The sequence below is a fragment of the Burkholderia glumae LMG 2196 = ATCC 33617 genome (genome assembly GCF_000960995.1).
Taxonomy (GTDB): Bacteria; Pseudomonadota; Gammaproteobacteria; order Burkholderiales; family Burkholderiaceae; genus Burkholderia; species Burkholderia glumae.
On record NZ_CP009434.1, the window covers coordinates 1,027,939 to 1,042,404 of the forward strand.

Here is a 14,466-nt window from a genome sequence, read left to right on the forward strand (position 1 = left end):
ACGGCTTGCAAAAAAACGGCCGGGCTCGGCAAAGATGCGATTACACGGGCGCGGCGGCGGCTGGCGCAGCGGCGACGGGCGAACGACGGCAGGGCGCGCGCCTGGGAAACGGTGCGGGGCGAACGGTACGAACACGCAGCGTAGCAAACCGCGTGCCTGAAAGATGGAGCGATGGGCAGCCTTTTGCCGGCCCGGACGCCGGCACCTCAGCCTGCCGGACCGGGCCCCTCGCCGCGCTGCCGGCTTGCGAGGAATTCCATGACCAGCGCGATCGCCGCGCGGCAGGATTCGGCGTCGAAGCTATGGATCGAGCTGGCCGGATCGAGGCCGAGCCGGGTGGCGAGCCAGCGGATGCCGCGCGCGCGGGCCTCGAACGCATTGCAGCCGTCGCGGCGCATCTTGGCGGCGACGAGCGGCTCGAGCGCCGCGTGCAGGTCCGACTTCGCCTGCCGCAATTCGGCGTTCGCCAGGCGGCCGAGCGGCACGTGGCGGCGGCTGCGCGGGAATACGCCGATCCAGGCGTCGCACGGCGGGCAGATCCACAGCTCGCCGTGTTCGTCGCGATACGGATAGGCGGCATCGCCGAAGCGCGCGAGTTGCGCCTTCGCGCCGCAATAGTTGCAGACGGGTTGAGGCAGGGCGGGAACGGGGCGGCCAACGCGCATGGCGGGGGATCGGGCGAGCGGGATCGGAGTGGAGCCAGCCCACAGTATACGGATCTCGTCGCGCGGTTCGCACGAGGGCGAGCTCCGGGTCGCCGGGGCATGCGCTGCGTCATGCCGGCCGCGCGCCGGCCGGCACGGCGCGCTCGCACCGGGCGCGGTCGGCCGGCCCGCCATCCGCGGGCCGCCGCCCGGGGTGCCGGCATATCGCCGGCAAGCCGGCCCCTCAGGCGAGCACGACGCCTTGCGGATCGCAGATACGGTTGCGGCCCGCCGTTTTCGCGTGGTAGAGCGCGGTATCGGCGAGGCTCACGAACGCGAGGTCGCTCGCCACCGGCGTGTCGCCCGAGGTGACGACGCCGATGCTGACGGTGACGCGGCCGTGGCGGCTCGTCGAGTGCGGGATCGCCAGTTCGTAGATCGAGTCGCGCATGTGCTCGCCGATGTGGGTGGCGCCGGCCGCGTCGGTTTCGGGCAGCGTCACCACGAACTCCTCGCCGCCGTAGCGCGCCACGCTGTCGGACGGGCGCCGCACGCATTGCGTCAACACGCGGCCCACCTCGCGCAGCACCTCGTCGCCGGCCGGGTGCCCGTAGCGATCGTTGTAGGCCTTGAACTGGTCGATGTCGACGAACAGCAGCGACAGCGGCTTGCCGGTACGTTGCGCCCGCAACCATTCGCTGTGCAGCGTGGCATCGAACGCGCGACGGTTGCCGAGCCCGGTCAGCGCGTCGGTGCGCACCAGCCGGTGCAACTGCTGCTCGGCCTTCTGGCGCAGGCGCAGCTCGTGCGACAGCAGCACCGCGCCGGCCAGCACGACGACCGAGAACACCGTCACGATCAGGCCGAGCCACCCGGCGCGGCGCCGCCATTCCAGGTAGATGTCGTCCTCGGCGGGCGCCACGTTGACGATGATCGGCAGCGTCGACAGCCGCCGGAACACATAGAGCCGGCGGGTGCCGTCGAGCTTGGCGAAGCCGGCCACCGAGCCCGACGGATGGACCATCGCGTTGCGATACACGATGGTGTTGCTGACGTCGCGGCCCACCATGGCCTGGTCGAACGGCAGCCGCGTGATCAGCGCGCCGTTGGTGCCGATCACCGACGCCGAGCCGTGCGGGCCGACCGACAGCCCGTCGAGCAGCGAGCGGAAATAGTCGACGCTGAGCGCGCCCACCACCACGCCGCCGAACGAGCCGTCTGCGTTGTCGATGCGCCGCGTGAGCGTGATGATCGGCATGCCGCGGTGCATCGGCGAGGCGAACGGCCGGCTGATGTAAAGGCCAAGCCCGGGATGGTCGCGATGGATCGCGACGTCCTCCCGCATCGCTAGGTTGCCGGCCGGCGGCGTGTCGGAGCGCGAATCGAGCACGATGTTGCCGTGCGCGTCGACCACGTAAATGGTGCCGAGATGGCGGCCGGTGGTGGCGCGATCGAACAGCACGAGGTTGCGCAGATGCGGCGGCAGCGCCATCACCTGCGGCTGGCGCATGCCGTCCGTCACGGCCTGCAGCGACAGGTCGTATTGCTCGATGCTGCGCGCGATGTCGCGTTCCAGCACCAGCACCAGGTTGCGTGCATTGCTCTGCGCGCGCTGGTAGGCGTCCGAGCGCGACTGGTAGAGCACGAGCGCGCTCAGGGTCCAGAAGAACGCCAGCAGCAGCGCGCCGGCGATCAGGACGCCGTTCGGCGTCAGCAGGCGCGCGGGATGCATCTTCGAAAGAAGACGCGGCGAATCGGGCTGGCGATCGGGCATTGAGTGGCTGGCGGAACGGATCGGGCGACGTCGCGGCGCGTGGCATGCGTGCCGCGGCGGCGTGCAGACGGGATCAATTATCGGAGCAAAACGGCCCGGCCAGATCGGCTCGACACAGTTCGTGGCGCATGCGGCACACTGTTTTACGTTGCTGCACTGCAGCATCGGCCCTGGGGCGAGACCCTTAGCCCGCGAGCGGGACCGCCGCCCGGTCAGAGGCTCAGGTCCGACAGCAGCTGATCGGCCAGGAAGTCGCACGGCGGCCGGTTCGAGCGCGCGCTGCGCGCGAGCACGATGTCGAGATCGGGCAGCGGCGGCAGGCCGTGCGCCGGTCCCTGCTGCGAGAAGTGGGCAGGCACCGCGCAGCGCGCCAGCGGCGCCACCGCGAGCCCCGCCTCCACCATGCTGAAGAGGCCCATCAGGCTCGGGCTTTCGTATGAGGTGCGAGACGCGATGCCGACGGCCTCGAGCGCGCGGATCGCGTTGGCGCGCGCCACGCTGCCGGTGCCGAACAGCGCCACCGGCAGGGGCCGCTCGTCCCACACCGCGCCGCCCGACGGCGGGCCGGCCCAGACCATCGGCTCGGTGCGCACGAACGCGCCGTTCAGCCCGCGCATGCGCGTCACGCAGGCCAGGTCGATCTTGTTGTCCTTCAGGAGCGGCGCGAGCGCCCGGCTCGGCAGGCACACCACCTGGATCTCCACCTTCGGATAGCGTGCCGAGAACTTGCGCAGCACCGGCGGCAGCAGCGAGGACGCGTACTCGTCGGGCACGCCGATCGTCACGCGCCCCTTCACCTCCGGATGCACGATCGCGGCCCAGGCCTCGTCGCGCAGCGCCAGCAGGCGGCGGGCGTAGGCCACGAGCGTCTCGCCGTCGGGCGTCGGCATCACGCTGCGCGGGCCGCGCACGAACAGCGACTTGCCGAGCGACTGCTCCAGCGCGCGGATCTGCATGCTCAGCGCCGACTGGGAGCGATGCACGCGGGCCGCGCCGCGCACGAAGCTGCCCGCTTCCGCCACGGCCACCACCATGGCCAGCACGTCGAGGTCCAGTGCCTTCATGATCATCAGAAAAACTGATTGAAAGCGTCAATATAACTCGTTTGTCTGATGGATGGCCGGCGCGCATACTGGTTGGTCCGGTAGTTCCTGGACAGCCCCCAGACGCCGCGACGCGGCAGGAGCCACGATCGATGTTTTCGACCTATGACGGATTCCGGCAACGAGGCATGCGCCTCGACATCTCGCGCGGCAAGCCCGCGCCCGAGCAACTCGATCTGGCGACGCAGCTGTTCGCGGCGGCGGGCGACCCCGGCCACGTCGCGCGCGACGGCACCGATTGCCGGAATTATGGGGGCGGGCTCGGCCTGCCGGAAGCGCGCGAGTTCGGCGCGGCCCTGCTCGGTGTCGAGGCGGCGCACGTCGTGGCGGCCGGCAATTCGAGCCTGGCGCTGATGCACGACGTGCTCGCGTTCGCCGCGCTGCACGGCCTGCCGGGCGGCACCGCGTGGCGCGACGGCCGCGCGGCGATGCTGTGTCCGGTGCCCGGCTACGACCGGCATTTCACCGTCTGCGAGGCGCTCGGCATCCGCATGATCGCCGTGCCGATGCGCGACGACGGCCCCGACATGGCGGTGGTCGAGTCGCTGGTGCGCGACGACGCGTCGATTCGCGGGATCTGGTGCGTGCCGCTCTACAGCAACCCGACCGGCGCGATCTATTCGGCCGAGACGGTGCGGCGGCTTGCGGCGATGCCGGCCGCAGCAGCCGATTTCGTGCTGATGTGGGACGACGCGTACCGGTTTCATCACCTCGGCGACACGCCGCACACCACACCGAACGTCATCGAGGCCTGCGCGGCGGCCGGCCATCCCGATCGCGCGATCGTGTTCGCCTCGCTGTCGAAGGTGACGCTGGCCGGCGCGGGCGTGGCGTTCCTCGCCGCGTCGCCGCGCAACGTCGAATGGTGGGCCCGGCATGCCGGCGCGCGCTCGATCGGACCGGACAAGCTCAACCAGTTGCGGCACGTGCATGCGCTGCGCGACCGGGCCGGCGTGGAGGCGCTGATGGCGCGGCACCGCGCGCTGCTGCGGCCGAAGTTCGAGGCGGTGGAGGCGGCGTTCGCCGCGCGGCTGTCCGGGCTGCCCGGCGTGGCGTGGACGCGCCCGCAGGGCGGCTATTTCGTCAGCCTGCAGGTGCCGCCCGGGCACGCGAAGCGGGTGGTCGCGCTGGCCGCGGCGGCGGGGCTGGTGCTGACGCCGGCCGGTGCCGCGTATCCGTATGGCGACGATGCCGACGACCGCCACCTGCGCATCGCGCCGTCGTTCCCCTCGCTCGAGGCGGTGCGTCTGGCCGCCAACGGGATCTCGGTGTCGGTGCGCCGGGCGCTGGAGCTGGATTGACGGCGGCGGCCGCCTGACGGCAGGCGGCATGTCACCGGAGGCTCATGGCCGGATCTTCATTTCTCGCAGCTGAGGTCCTGCTTACGCACGTCGACGATGACGGGGAAGGTGCCCTGGTCGAGTTCGATGCGCGCGACCACGGAGGTGGTCGTGGCGCCGCTGTCGTCATAGACGCTGACGCGCTCGTGGCGCAGGCTCGTCACGCCGACGCAGGCCGAGGTGCGCCCTTCGTCGGAAACCTTGCACTGCAGCGGGTTGCCGGTCAGGTAGCGGAAGCGGTCCTGGTCGCGGCTCGCCAGATACTCGCGCAGGCTCTGCGGGGCGCCCGCCACGCCGGTCACGTAGCCGATCGCGCAGGGCTCGCCCGCGGCCGCCGCGATGGCGGGCGCATCGGCCAGCGCGGGCAGGGCCGTCAGCGTGAGGACGGCGGCGCAGGCCGCCGCGATCGATTGCTTCATGGTGCCAATACCGGTGTCGGATCGAAGTGCGCCATTGTAATCGGGCCGCGCGACCGGCGCCCGCAGAGCAGGGGCCGGCAGGCCGTAAAGCAGGTCAAGAGGCGTTCGACAAGCTGTTCAAGAGGCGCATGCGCCTGCCGTTAACCCCGTCGTTGCCCCTTCCCCAGAATCGAGTACTTTCTTCCCCTGGTGCCAAAAATGCTCAGCAATATCAAGGTCGCTTCCGGCCTGCTATGCGTTCTGGTTACGTTTTGCGTGTTCCAGATCGCCACGGCGGCGTTCGGCTGCTGGGCGCTGTCGCGCACCCATGCCGACGTCGCCGACCTGTCGAATATCGCAATCCAGCAGTCCAACGCGGCCAGCGCCGCCACCCAGTTGCTGATGGACGCGCGCATCAACCTGTCGCGCGCCGGCACGCGGATGGTCAAGGGCGGCGAGGAGCCGGTGCCGATCGTGCAGCATGCGCGCGAGTCGCTGGCCGCCTCCGATCGCAGCTTCGCGAGCTTCATGGCCGCGGCCACCCTGAACGACGAGAACGTGATGCGCGCGGCCGCGCTCAACGAGCGCTATCAGGCCTATCACAAGGCGCTGGGCGAACTCGCGCAGTATCTCGACGCCGGCAACATCCAGGCCTTCCTCGGCCAGCCGACGCAGTCGTTCCAGGATGCCTACCTGGCCGAGCTGCGCAACTTCACGCAGTTCGGCGACCGCGCCAATCACGCCTCGATCGATGCGATCGACACGCGCCTCACGCTGTTTACCGACGCGGCGATCGGCATCGTGGTGCTGCTGCTGGCGGTCACGGCCTTCGTCTACCTGATGCTGCGCCGCGGCCTGGTGGAGCCGCTCGAGGAAGCCGGCCGCCACTTCGACCGGATCGCCGCCGGGCGTCTCGACACGCCGATCGCGCTGCGCGGCAGCAACGAGATCGGCCGCCTCTACGCCGGCCTCGCCAACATGCAGGCGAGCGTGGCGCGGACCGTCAAGACCGTGCGCGAGGCGGCCGACGCGATCCACCTCGGCGCCGACGAGATCGCCACCGGCAATGCCGACCTTTCCTCGCGCACCGAAAGCCAGGCGGCCTCGCTGGAGGAAACGGCGGCGAGCATGGAGGAACTGACCACCAACGTGCATCACAACGCCCAGCATGCCAGCGAGGCCAATCAACTCGCGGCGAGCGCGCTGTCGGCCACCGCCACCGGCAACCAGGTGGTGGGCGAGGTGGTGGACAAGATGCGCGGCATCGCGCAGAGCTCGGAGCGCATCGCCGAGATCATCTCGGTGATCGACGGCATCGCGTTCCAGACCAACATCCTGGCGCTGAACGCCGCCGTGGAGGCGGCACGCGCGGGCGAGCAGGGCCGCGGCTTCGCGGTGGTGGCCGGCGAGGTGCGCTCGCTCGCGCAGCGCAGCGCGCAGTCCGCCAAGGAGATCAAGTTGCTGATCAGCGAATCGGTCAACCAGATCCGCGGCGGCTCGCAACTCGTCGAGAACGCGGGCGGGGCGATGCGCAACGTGTCGGTCTCGATCGAGCGGGTCGCGCAGATGATGTCGGAGATCAGCGCCTCGTCGCACGAGCAGAGCACCGGCATCGGCCAGGTCAACCAGGCTGTCAACCAGATGGACGAGATGACCCAGCAGAACGCGGCGCTGGTCGAGCAGGCGGCGGCCGCGGCGGCCTCGCTGCACCAGCAGACACAGCGCCTGAAGGAAGCGGTGTCGATATTCCGGATTGCCGACGCGGTGCTGCATCCGGCGGCGGCCTCGCCGTTCGGCGCCGGCGCGCGCCTGCCGGGCATTGAGCCGCGCCTCGCGTAAGCCGCGGCTCGCGGGGGGCGCGAGGCGGCCGGACGAACTGCCCGGCTGCCCGGCGCGCCGTTGCGCTCGCGCGTTGCGCGCCGGTGTCAGCGCCCGGTGGCGAGGCGCACGGCCGGCTGCGCGGTGCCGCCCCGCACGAGCTCGGACGGCGCCGGTTCCGGCCGTGCCGCGTCGGGCTGCGGCGCGGCGGCCGCCGCGGCCACCGCGAGCAGCCAGTCGGTGGTCGCGCCGGGCTGCGTGACGGGCAGCATGTGGCCGCCGTCGACGGCCCTCAGCTCGACGCTGCCGAGCTTGTGCTTGAGACCCTCGCCGTGCTTGTGGAAATCGAGGATCGCATCCTGGCGCCCGTAGAGCATGCTGACCGGCACGCCGAGCGTGGGATAGCGCCGCTCCATGTCGGGCAGATCCTCGGGCGCGGCGACCAAGTCCGACGAGGCCGCGTAGAACGCCTCGGGCCGCAGCCCCATCAGGCCGCCGCCCTTCAGCGGAAAATCGCGCGGCACCGGTTCGGGCGCGAAGATCGCGTCGATCGCCTTGCGGCTTTGCAGGATCATGATCGGAATGCCCATCGTCAGCGACGCGAAGCGGCGCAGCGCCGCCGGGCGCAGCGCGAGCCCGCGGAACGCCTTGGGCGGCGCCGTCTCGGTGTGCGTGAGCGGCGCGATCAGCGCGATGCGGCTCACGCGTTCCGGGTAGTCGAGGCCGACCGCGAGCGCGATCGCGCCGCCGAGCGAATGGCCCACCAGCACGGGCCGCTCGAGGCCGAGCGTCTCGATGAAGCGTGCGATGCTGCGGGCCTGCGCGTAGACGTTCGCGCGCGAGCCGGGGCCGCGCGTCGAGCGCCCCGAGCCGGCCCGATCGACGAGGATCACGCGATGCGATTGGGCGAGCCGCGCCAGGTCCAGGTAGACGAAGTTGCGCAGTTGCCCGCACAGGCCATGCACCATCACGATCGGCGGGCCGCTGCCGTATTCGACGTAATGCAGGCGGTCGCCGTCGATCTCGACGAACTTGCCCTCGGGCGGAAAGCGGCGGCGCACCTGATGGGCGGTGAACAGCGTAAACGCGAACAGCACGGCATAGAGGGCAAGCACGACGGCGATCAGTTGGACGATCATGATGTTCACCTTCTCTCGTAGGCGGGTTCGGAAGCGGCGTGACGCTCGGCCGGCGCGGCGGCCTGGCCGGCTTGCGCCGGCCGCCGCGCGAAGCGCATCGCGCCGTCGACGAGCGAGCCGAAGCGCAGCAGCGCGAGGTCGCGTGCGTAATTCTGGTGCGATTTCCACGGATTGCGCGGGCCCTGCTTCGGCAGCAGCGCGGCCGCGCGCTGGATGTAGCCGGAGCTGAGCTCGACGGCCGGCGCGAGCGGCATGGCGGCGTCGTCGAGGGTGGGCGTGCAGCTGTCGTAGCCGTGCGCGCGCATGTGGTTGAGCAGCCGGCAGACGTACAGCGCGATCAGCTCGGCCTTCAGGGTCCACGAGGCGTTGATGTAGCCGAACGAGGTCGCGAGGTTCGGCACGCCGCTTGCCATCATGCCCTTGTACGACACGGCCTCGCCGAACTCGACGGGGCACCCGTCCACGCTCAGCGTGGCGCCGCCCAGCATGCGCACCTTGAGCCCGGTGGCGCTGACGACCAGGTCCGCCTCGAGCGTGCGGCCGCTTTTCAGCAGCAGGCCCTCCGGCGTGAAGCGCTCGATCTCGTCGGTGGCGATCGACGCGTCGCCGGCGCGGATCGCCTTGAACAGGTCGCCGTTGGGCACCAGGCACAGCCGCTGGTCCCAGGGCGCGTAGCGCGGCGTCAGATGCTTCGCGACGTCGAACTCCGGCCCGAGCTGGCGGCTCGCGGCGCGCAGGATGAAACGCTTGGCCGCCTCGGGGCGGCGCCGCGCGAACCGGTACACGGACATCGTCAGCAGCACGTTGCGGACCCGCACCAGCCGGTGCGCGAGGCCGGCCGGCAGCCAGCGGCGCAGCCGCGCCGCCAGCTTGTCGCGCGCCGGCATCGAGACGATGTAGGTCGGCGAGCGCTGCAGCATCGTGACATGGGCGGCCTCGCGCGCCATCGACGGCACCAGCGTGACCGCCGTCGCGCCGCTGCCGATCACGACCACGCGCTTGCCGGCATAGTCGAGATCGCGCGGCCAGTGCTGCGGATGCACGATGCGGCCGCGAAAGCTTTCCATGCCCGGCCAGCTAGGCGCGTGGCCTTGCTCGTAGTCGTAGTAGCCGCTGCACATGTAGAGGAAGCGGCAGGTGAAGCGCAGCGCCTGCCGCGGCTGGCCGTCGGTGCCGTCGCCGCGCAGCACCTCGACCTGCCAGCGTGCCGTGGCCGAGTCCCAGTTCGCGGCCGTCACGCGATGGTGGAAACGGATGGTGCGCTCGATGTCCGCCTCGCGCGCGGTGTCGCGAATGTAGTCGAGGATCGTCCCGCCTTCGGCGATCGCTTGGTCGCTGTGCCAGGGCCGGAAGCTGTAGCCGAGCGTGAACATGTCGGAGTCGGAGCGCACCCCGGGATAGCGGAACAGATCCCAGGTGCCGCCCAGCGTCGCGCGGCTTTCGAGGATCGCGAAGCTGGCCCACGGGCAGCGCTGGCGCAGATGGTGCGCCGCGCCGATGCCGGACAGGCCCGCCCCCACGATCAGCACGTCGAAATCGGTTGCCGCCTCGGCCGGTTCGGTGCCGCTCGCGCGCTCGGCGGGATCGGCGTCGCGCCCGTGCGGGCGCGACGCGGCGCGGTGGGCCGCCTCGCGCGGCAGGTGAGTGGTGCTCATGCCGCGTCCCTCGTCTCGGCGGAGTGGTTCGCGGCGGCGCCGGCGCCGTGCCGCCGCAGGTTGCGTTCGCGCGAGCTGCGCACGAAGCGCAGCACGAACACCTGGTAGGCGGCGCCGAACAGCCGCGCGATCCGGTCGAGCCGGCGCGCGTCGGCGCCGATCAGCACGCGCCGCGCGTTGCGCGCCACGCCGGCGAGGATCTGCCGCGCGGCCTCGTCGGCGCTGGTCGCGTCGATCAGCTTGTTGGCGGCGCGCCGGTGCGCGTCGGGGCTCTGGCCCGTCAGCGCGGCGATCCGCTCGTCGATGCGCGAGGCCGTGGCGATGTTGGTGGCCACGCCGCCCGGATGCACGCAGGTCGCGCTGACGGGCGCGCGTTCCAGCTCCAGCTCCATGCGCAGCGCCTCGGTGAAGCCGCGCACGGCGAACTTGCTCGCGTTGTAGGTGCTCTGGGTGGGCATCGAGACGAGCCCGAACAGGCTCGAGGTGTTGATCACGTGGCCGTCTCCCGATTCGCGCAGGTAGGGCAGGAACGCCTGCGTGCCGTGCACGACACCCCAGAAGTTGATGTCCATGATCCACGCGAAATCCTCGATGCGCACGTGCTCGGCCGGCGCCGCGAGCGACACGCCCGCGTTGTTGAACACCAGATTCACGCGGCCGTGCGCCTCGCGCGTGGCCTTGGCCCAGCCGAACACGGCCTCGCGCGAGGCCACGTCGAGCCGCTGCGAACTCACGCGCACGCCGTGCGCGCTGCACAGCGCGACGGTCTGTGCCAGGCCGATCTCGTTGATGTCGCTCAAGGCGAGGTGGCAGCCGCGGCGCGCAAGCTCCACGGCAAGGCTGCGGCCCATGCCGGAGCCTGCGCCGGTAATGGCGGCGACCTTGTTGGAAAAATCCTTCATCGACGCTCCTTGCGGGCTTGCCGCCCGGCCGAAACACGGATTAAATGTGGTGTTGAGTGTCACCAATTTAATGATGCCATTGTTTGATGTCAAATAGCGAAATGGAGAAACCCCTCGAAACTGCGGACCAGGGGCGTCCCTACGGCGGGGTGGCCCGCGCGGCGCGCGACGCGGAGCGCCGCGCCGCGCTGATCGACGCCGGCACCCGGCTGTTCGGTTCGCAGGGCTTTCGCAGGACCACGGTGCGTGCGATCTGCCGCGAGGCGCGGCTCAACGACCGCTATTTCTACGCGGCGTTCGCGAATACCGAGGCGCTGCTGCAGGCGACCTACCAGCATCATGCGCAGCGCCTGCGCGAGGCGATCGGCGCGGCGCTCGACGGTGCCGGCGAGCGCCTCGACGCGCGTGTCGAGGCGGGGCTGCGCGCGTTCTTCGCGTTCCTGCGCGACACTTGCGCTGCGCGCGTGCTGCTGCTGGAGGTGATCGGCGTGAGCGCCGAGACCGACGCCACCTACCAGCGCAACCTGCTTGAATTCGGCCGGCAGATCGTTGCGCTCGCGCGCGCGGGCGACAGCGAGGACCCCGAGCAGCGCGCCGACGCGCGGCTGACCGGGCTCGCGCTGGTGGGCGCGATGACGAACGCCGGCACGGCCTGGCTGCTGACCGGCTATCGCGATCCGGAGGCGCGCATGGTGCGCAATTGCCGCCGCGTGCTGCTCGGCACGCTGGCGATGTTCGATGCCGACTGCAGTGCGGCGCGGGCCGACGCCGACGCACATGTCGGCGCCTGAGGCGGCCGGCGTGCCTCGCATGGCCTCGTATGAGGTGAAAGTGCTGTGGCAATGGCCCGAAATCCATCCAGTGCGGCATCGCGCGGCCGATCGCGCCGGACGCGCCGACCAGGCACGGATCGCCCACGCCGGCACGGGCGACGCTGGCTTCATGGCGAGCGCCGGGCCCGGCCCGGACCCCCGCCGTCCTGCTCGCGGCGCGGGCCGCGAGCAGCGGGGCGGTCTGGAACCCGCCGCGTTCGAGCGCGCCCGGAGCGACGGGAAGGGGGACGGGGGAGGGCCGCCCCCTGGCGTTCGGCCGCCGGCGCGGCTAGGATGCCGGCGGCGCGCAGCGGCCCGCCACCGGCGCGCGCACCCGCGGCGGGGCGGCGCGCCCCGAGATGACACGACACGAAGCGGCGAGGAGCAGACGATGGACCACGACACCCTGATCGAAACGGCGCGGCGCGCGCGCGAGCATGCCTACGCCCCGTATTCACGGTTCCAGGTCGGCGCGGCGGTGACGACGCACGACGGGCGCGTCTTCGCGGGATGCAACGTGGAGAACGGCGCATACGGCCTGAGCAACTGCGCCGAGCGCACGGCGCTGTTCGCGGCGATCGCGGCCGGCTGCCGGCCTGGCGATTTCGCGGTGCTGGCCGTGATCGGCGACACGCCCGAGCCGATCGCGCCGTGCGGCGCGTGCCGGCAGGTGATGGTCGAACTCGGCGGGCCGGCGCTGTCGGTGGTGCTGGCCAACCTGCGCGGCGCGCGGCAGGAAACGACCGCGGCGGCGCTGCTGCCGGGGGCGTTCCGTCTCTGAGCGTGCGGCGCGGCGCGCCGGCACGCGTCAGACCTGCACGAGCCGCTGCGCGTCGGTGATGCGGATCTGCCGGCCGCGCGAGTCGATCATGCCGCTGCGCTGGAACTTCGACAGCATGCGGCTCACGGTTTCGAGCGTCATGCCGAGGTAGCAGCCGATTTCCTCGCGCGTCATCCGCAGGTTGAATTCGGCCGGCGAATAGCCGCGCGCCTTGAAGCGCGCCGAGAGGTTCAGCAGGAACGAGGCCACGCGTTGCTCGGCCGTCATGGTGCCGAGCAGCATCATGGCGCGCGATTCGCGCACGATCTCGCCGCTCAGCAGCTGATGCACGTGCTGCTGCAGCAGCCGCATCTCGCGGCACGCCGCCTCGAGCTGCGCGAACGGGATGACGCAGACGGTGCTGTCCTCGAGCGCGATCGCCTCGCTGTGATGCTCGCCGTCGCCGAGGCCGTCGAGCCCGAGCGTCTCGCCCGTGATGTGGAAGCCGGTCACCTGCTCGTGGCCGTCCCGGTGGATCACGAGCGTCTTGAACGAGCCGGTGCGCACCGCGTAGAGATTGGTGAACGGGTCGTGGGCGCGAAACAGCGCGTCGCCGCGCTTGACGTGGCGGGTCATGCAGATCAGCGTGTCGAGCCGGCGGAATTCGGCGTGCGTGAGCCCCGACGGCATGCAGACGTTGCGCGTCGCGCAATTCGAACAGCGCGCGCCGGGCTGCTTCAGCGCGTCGAACTGCGTGGCCGCGGGCGGCGGCACGTCGGAGGCGATGGTGGCGGGCTTCGTGGCGGTCAGCATGAGGGGACTCGTTCGGGGGCAGGTTGAGGGCGGCGCGCGTGGGCGAGCGCGTCGATCGTGTGGCATGCCAGCTCGAATTCCGTGGTCTTGTCGAAGAAGTAATGCGCGCCGGCGTCGCGGCTCGCCGCGCGGAAAGCCGGCCCGGACAGGTTCGTCAGGATCACGGTGGTCACGTGCGGCGCGAAGCGGGCCAGTTCGCCGAGCAGTTCGAACCCGCTGCCGGACGGCAGACGCAGCTCGATCACGGCCACGTCCGCGCCGCTCGACACGATGCCGGCGAACGCCATCGCGTGGTCCTCCGATTCGCCGACCACCGATACGCCCACCAGCGGTTCGAGCAATGCCGCCACGCGCCGGCGGATCGCGGCAGCCGGCTCGACGACGTAGACACGGAGGAGGGTAGCGTCCATGCGAGCCAGTATTGCAGCCGGGCGCAGCGAAGGGAATCGGCGTCGAATGAAATTGGGGTAGGTGTTTCGCTGAAATTTGTAGGCCATTTCCTACAAACCCGGCGCGGGTGCCGGCAAGGTGCGTCCGGCCGGCGCCTTATTTGGCGTCGTTGTAGACGGTGGCGCGCGACACGCCGAGATGTTGCGCGATCACTTCCATGGCGCGACGCACTTCCAGATAGCCCTCGGCGCGCAGCGCCTGCATCAGCTCGCGGCGCTGCTCGGTCTTCAGCGAGCGCGGCGTGGTCGCGAGCGTCATCGCGAAGCGGTCGATCCGCTCGCGGATCGCGTCGGCGTTGGCCGGGTCGAGCGTCTCGCCGAGCTGGTCCGGCCCGGTCTGGCAGAACTGGTTCAGCAGGCCCTGGATGCCGCGGAACAGCGTGACGTCGACGTTCAGGCACAGCGCGGCGACATAGTCGCCATTGGCGTCCTTGATGCCGATCGAGGCGCTTTTCGCGGGCCGCCCGTCCGCGAAGCGGTTCGCGTAGTTCGTCAGCAGCGGGGGGTAATCGCTGTCGGCGATGCGCGCGAGGCCGAGTTCGGTGGTCGGATCGCCCACCGCGCGGCCCGACAGGTTATTGTGGATCGCGATGATCGAGTTCTCGGGAGTGCGCAGGTCGTGTACCACCACCTCGGTGAACGGCGCGAACATCTCGCCGAGCCCTTGCGCGATGGTGCGGACCTGCTCGATCAGCGAGGCCTGTTCCGACACGGAAGTCTTTCGGGGCATATTGGACGTTTTATCCGGAATTTGACGGTATTGTAACCACCGCCCGGGATTGCCTCGCGCGCCGCGCGCGCCAGGCGCAGCGGGGCGGCGGGCGAGTCGGGTAGAATCCGGGCTGCGCGCCAGACGCGC

The 14,466-nt window shown here is 70.8% G+C and carries 14 protein-coding genes; 4 read left to right on the plus strand and 10 right to left on the minus strand.

The genetic code is table 11. The annotated features are described in order from the left end of the window. Positions 1 to 206 precede the first annotated feature (206 nt). The 3 genes from KS03_RS05680 to KS03_RS05690 form a co-directional block, all read right to left on the minus strand. Positions 207 to 665 (minus strand): zinc-finger-containing protein, encoded by a 459-nt coding sequence (locus KS03_RS05680; protein ID WP_015877758.1) that lies wholly within the window; start codon positions 663 to 665, stop codon positions 207 to 209. Positions 666 to 888: 223 nt separating this feature from the next. Further along, positions 889 to 2,418 carry a sensor domain-containing diguanylate cyclase gene (locus KS03_RS05685; RefSeq protein ID WP_015877757.1) on the minus strand — a complete coding sequence of 510 codons (1,530 nt, stop codon included), beginning with the start codon at positions 2,416 to 2,418 and terminating at the stop codon, positions 889 to 891. Positions 2,419 to 2,630: 212 nt separating this feature from the next. After that, positions 2,631 to 3,482, minus strand: coding sequence for a LysR substrate-binding domain-containing protein (locus tag KS03_RS05690; protein WP_015877756.1), 852 nt, complete (start codon positions 3,480 to 3,482; stop codon positions 2,631 to 2,633). Positions 3,483 to 3,613: 131 nt separating this feature from the next. Between KS03_RS05690 and KS03_RS05695 the strand changes: the two genes are divergently transcribed. Continuing rightward, the gene (locus KS03_RS05695) at positions 3,614 to 4,822 is read left to right on the plus strand and encodes an aspartate aminotransferase type Ic (RefSeq protein ID WP_015877755.1); all 1,209 of its coding nucleotides are present in this window, start codon (positions 3,614 to 3,616) and stop codon (positions 4,820 to 4,822) included. Positions 4,823 to 4,878: 56 nt separating this feature from the next. On the opposite strand, the gene KS03_RS05700 is transcribed toward KS03_RS05695, so the two are convergent. Next, positions 4,879 to 5,280: a hypothetical protein gene (locus tag KS03_RS05700; RefSeq protein ID WP_015877754.1), complete on the minus strand. Its 402-nt coding sequence runs from the start codon at positions 5,278 to 5,280 to the stop codon at positions 4,879 to 4,881. A gap of 198 nt (positions 5,281 to 5,478) precedes the next feature. Here KS03_RS05700 and KS03_RS05705 point away from each other — a divergent pair, with 198 nt between their 5' ends. Beyond that, a complete protein-coding gene (locus KS03_RS05705; protein WP_015877753.1) occupies positions 5,479 to 7,098 on the plus strand; it encodes a methyl-accepting chemotaxis protein in 1,620 nt (539 codons plus the stop codon). An 86-nt stretch (positions 7,099 to 7,184) separates the two neighbouring features. Here KS03_RS05705 and KS03_RS05710 read toward each other — a convergent pair whose 3' ends face one another. Genes KS03_RS05710 through KS03_RS05720 form a run of 3 tightly spaced genes read right to left on the minus strand, consistent with a single transcriptional unit; the run spans position 7,185 to position 10,773 of the window. Then, positions 7,185 to 8,216 carry an alpha/beta fold hydrolase gene (locus tag KS03_RS05710; RefSeq protein WP_035981565.1) on the minus strand — a complete coding sequence of 344 codons (1,032 nt, stop codon included), beginning with the start codon at positions 8,214 to 8,216 and terminating at the stop codon, positions 7,185 to 7,187. Positions 8,217 to 8,221: 5 nt separating this feature from the next. Beyond that, complete coding sequence (locus tag KS03_RS05715) at positions 8,222 to 9,871, minus strand: flavin-containing monooxygenase (protein ID WP_015877751.1); 1,650 nt, start codon at positions 9,869 to 9,871, stop codon at positions 8,222 to 8,224. After that, positions 9,868 to 10,773 carry an SDR family NAD(P)-dependent oxidoreductase gene (locus KS03_RS05720; RefSeq protein ID WP_015877750.1) on the minus strand — a complete coding sequence of 302 codons (906 nt, stop codon included), beginning with the start codon at positions 10,771 to 10,773 and terminating at the stop codon, positions 9,868 to 9,870. Before KS03_RS05720 ends, KS03_RS05715 begins: the two co-directional genes overlap by 4 nt. Before the next feature lie 101 nt (positions 10,774 to 10,874). Between KS03_RS05720 and KS03_RS05725 the strand changes: the two genes are divergently transcribed. Both KS03_RS05725 and KS03_RS33330 read left to right on the plus strand, forming a co-directional pair. Beyond that, the gene (locus tag KS03_RS05725) at positions 10,875 to 11,564 is read left to right on the plus strand and encodes a TetR/AcrR family transcriptional regulator (RefSeq protein ID WP_373429764.1); all 690 of its coding nucleotides are present in this window, start codon (positions 10,875 to 10,877) and stop codon (positions 11,562 to 11,564) included. A 412-nt stretch (positions 11,565 to 11,976) separates the two neighbouring features. After that, entirely contained in the window at positions 11,977 to 12,366 is a 390-nt protein-coding gene (locus KS03_RS33330; RefSeq protein WP_015877748.1) for a cytidine deaminase, read from the plus strand. A gap of 27 nt (positions 12,367 to 12,393) precedes the next feature. Here KS03_RS33330 and fnr read toward each other — a convergent pair whose 3' ends face one another. The 3 genes from fnr to KS03_RS05745 form a co-directional block, all read right to left on the minus strand. Beyond that, on the minus strand, positions 12,394 to 13,158 hold the full coding sequence (fnr, locus tag KS03_RS05735) for a fumarate/nitrate reduction transcriptional regulator Fnr (RefSeq protein ID WP_015877747.1): 765 nt from the start codon (positions 13,156 to 13,158) through the stop codon (positions 12,394 to 12,396). Next, positions 13,152 to 13,568 (minus strand): response regulator, encoded by a 417-nt coding sequence (locus KS03_RS05740; RefSeq protein WP_015877746.1) that lies wholly within the window; start codon positions 13,566 to 13,568, stop codon positions 13,152 to 13,154. Before KS03_RS05740 ends, fnr begins: the two co-directional genes overlap by 7 nt. 136 nt (positions 13,569 to 13,704) lie before the next feature. Then, positions 13,705 to 14,337 (minus strand): helix-turn-helix transcriptional regulator, encoded by a 633-nt coding sequence (locus KS03_RS05745; RefSeq protein WP_015877745.1) that lies wholly within the window; start codon positions 14,335 to 14,337, stop codon positions 13,705 to 13,707. Positions 14,338 to 14,466 lie beyond the last annotated feature (129 nt).

Coding starts and splice junctions, on each gene's coding strand:
- KS03_RS05705 (WP_015877753.1), top strand. CDS start 5,479: ATGCTCAGCAATATCAAGGTCGCTTCCGGCCTGCTATGCGTTCTGGTT.
- KS03_RS05720 (WP_015877750.1), bottom strand. CDS start 10,773: ATGAAGGATTTTTCCAACAAGGTCGCCGCCATTACCGGCGCAGGCTCC.
- KS03_RS05745 (WP_015877745.1), bottom strand. CDS start 14,337: ATGCCCCGAAAGACTTCCGTGTCGGAACAGGCCTCGCTGATCGAGCAG.
- fnr (WP_015877747.1), bottom strand. CDS start 13,158: ATGCTGACCGCCACGAAGCCCGCCACCATCGCCTCCGACGTGCCGCCG.
- KS03_RS05715 (WP_015877751.1), bottom strand. CDS start 9,871: ATGAGCACCACTCACCTGCCGCGCGAGGCGGCCCACCGCGCCGCGTCG.
- KS03_RS05740 (WP_015877746.1), bottom strand. CDS start 13,568: ATGGACGCTACCCTCCTCCGTGTCTACGTCGTCGAGCCGGCTGCCGCG.
- KS03_RS05685 (WP_015877757.1), bottom strand. CDS start 2,418: ATGCCCGATCGCCAGCCCGATTCGCCGCGTCTTCTTTCGAAGATGCAT.
- KS03_RS05725 (WP_373429764.1), top strand. CDS start 10,875: ATGGAGAAACCCCTCGAAACTGCGGACCAGGGGCGTCCCTACGGCGGG.
- KS03_RS33330 (WP_015877748.1), top strand. CDS start 11,977: ATGGACCACGACACCCTGATCGAAACGGCGCGGCGCGCGCGCGAGCAT.
- KS03_RS05700 (WP_015877754.1), bottom strand. CDS start 5,280: ATGAAGCAATCGATCGCGGCGGCCTGCGCCGCCGTCCTCACGCTGACG.
- KS03_RS05710 (WP_035981565.1), bottom strand. CDS start 8,216: ATGATCGTCCAACTGATCGCCGTCGTGCTTGCCCTCTATGCCGTGCTG.
- KS03_RS05680 (WP_015877758.1), bottom strand. CDS start 665: ATGCGCGTTGGCCGCCCCGTTCCCGCCCTGCCTCAACCCGTCTGCAAC.
- KS03_RS05695 (WP_015877755.1), top strand. CDS start 3,614: ATGTTTTCGACCTATGACGGATTCCGGCAACGAGGCATGCGCCTCGAC.
- KS03_RS05690 (WP_015877756.1), bottom strand. CDS start 3,482: ATGAAGGCACTGGACCTCGACGTGCTGGCCATGGTGGTGGCCGTGGCG.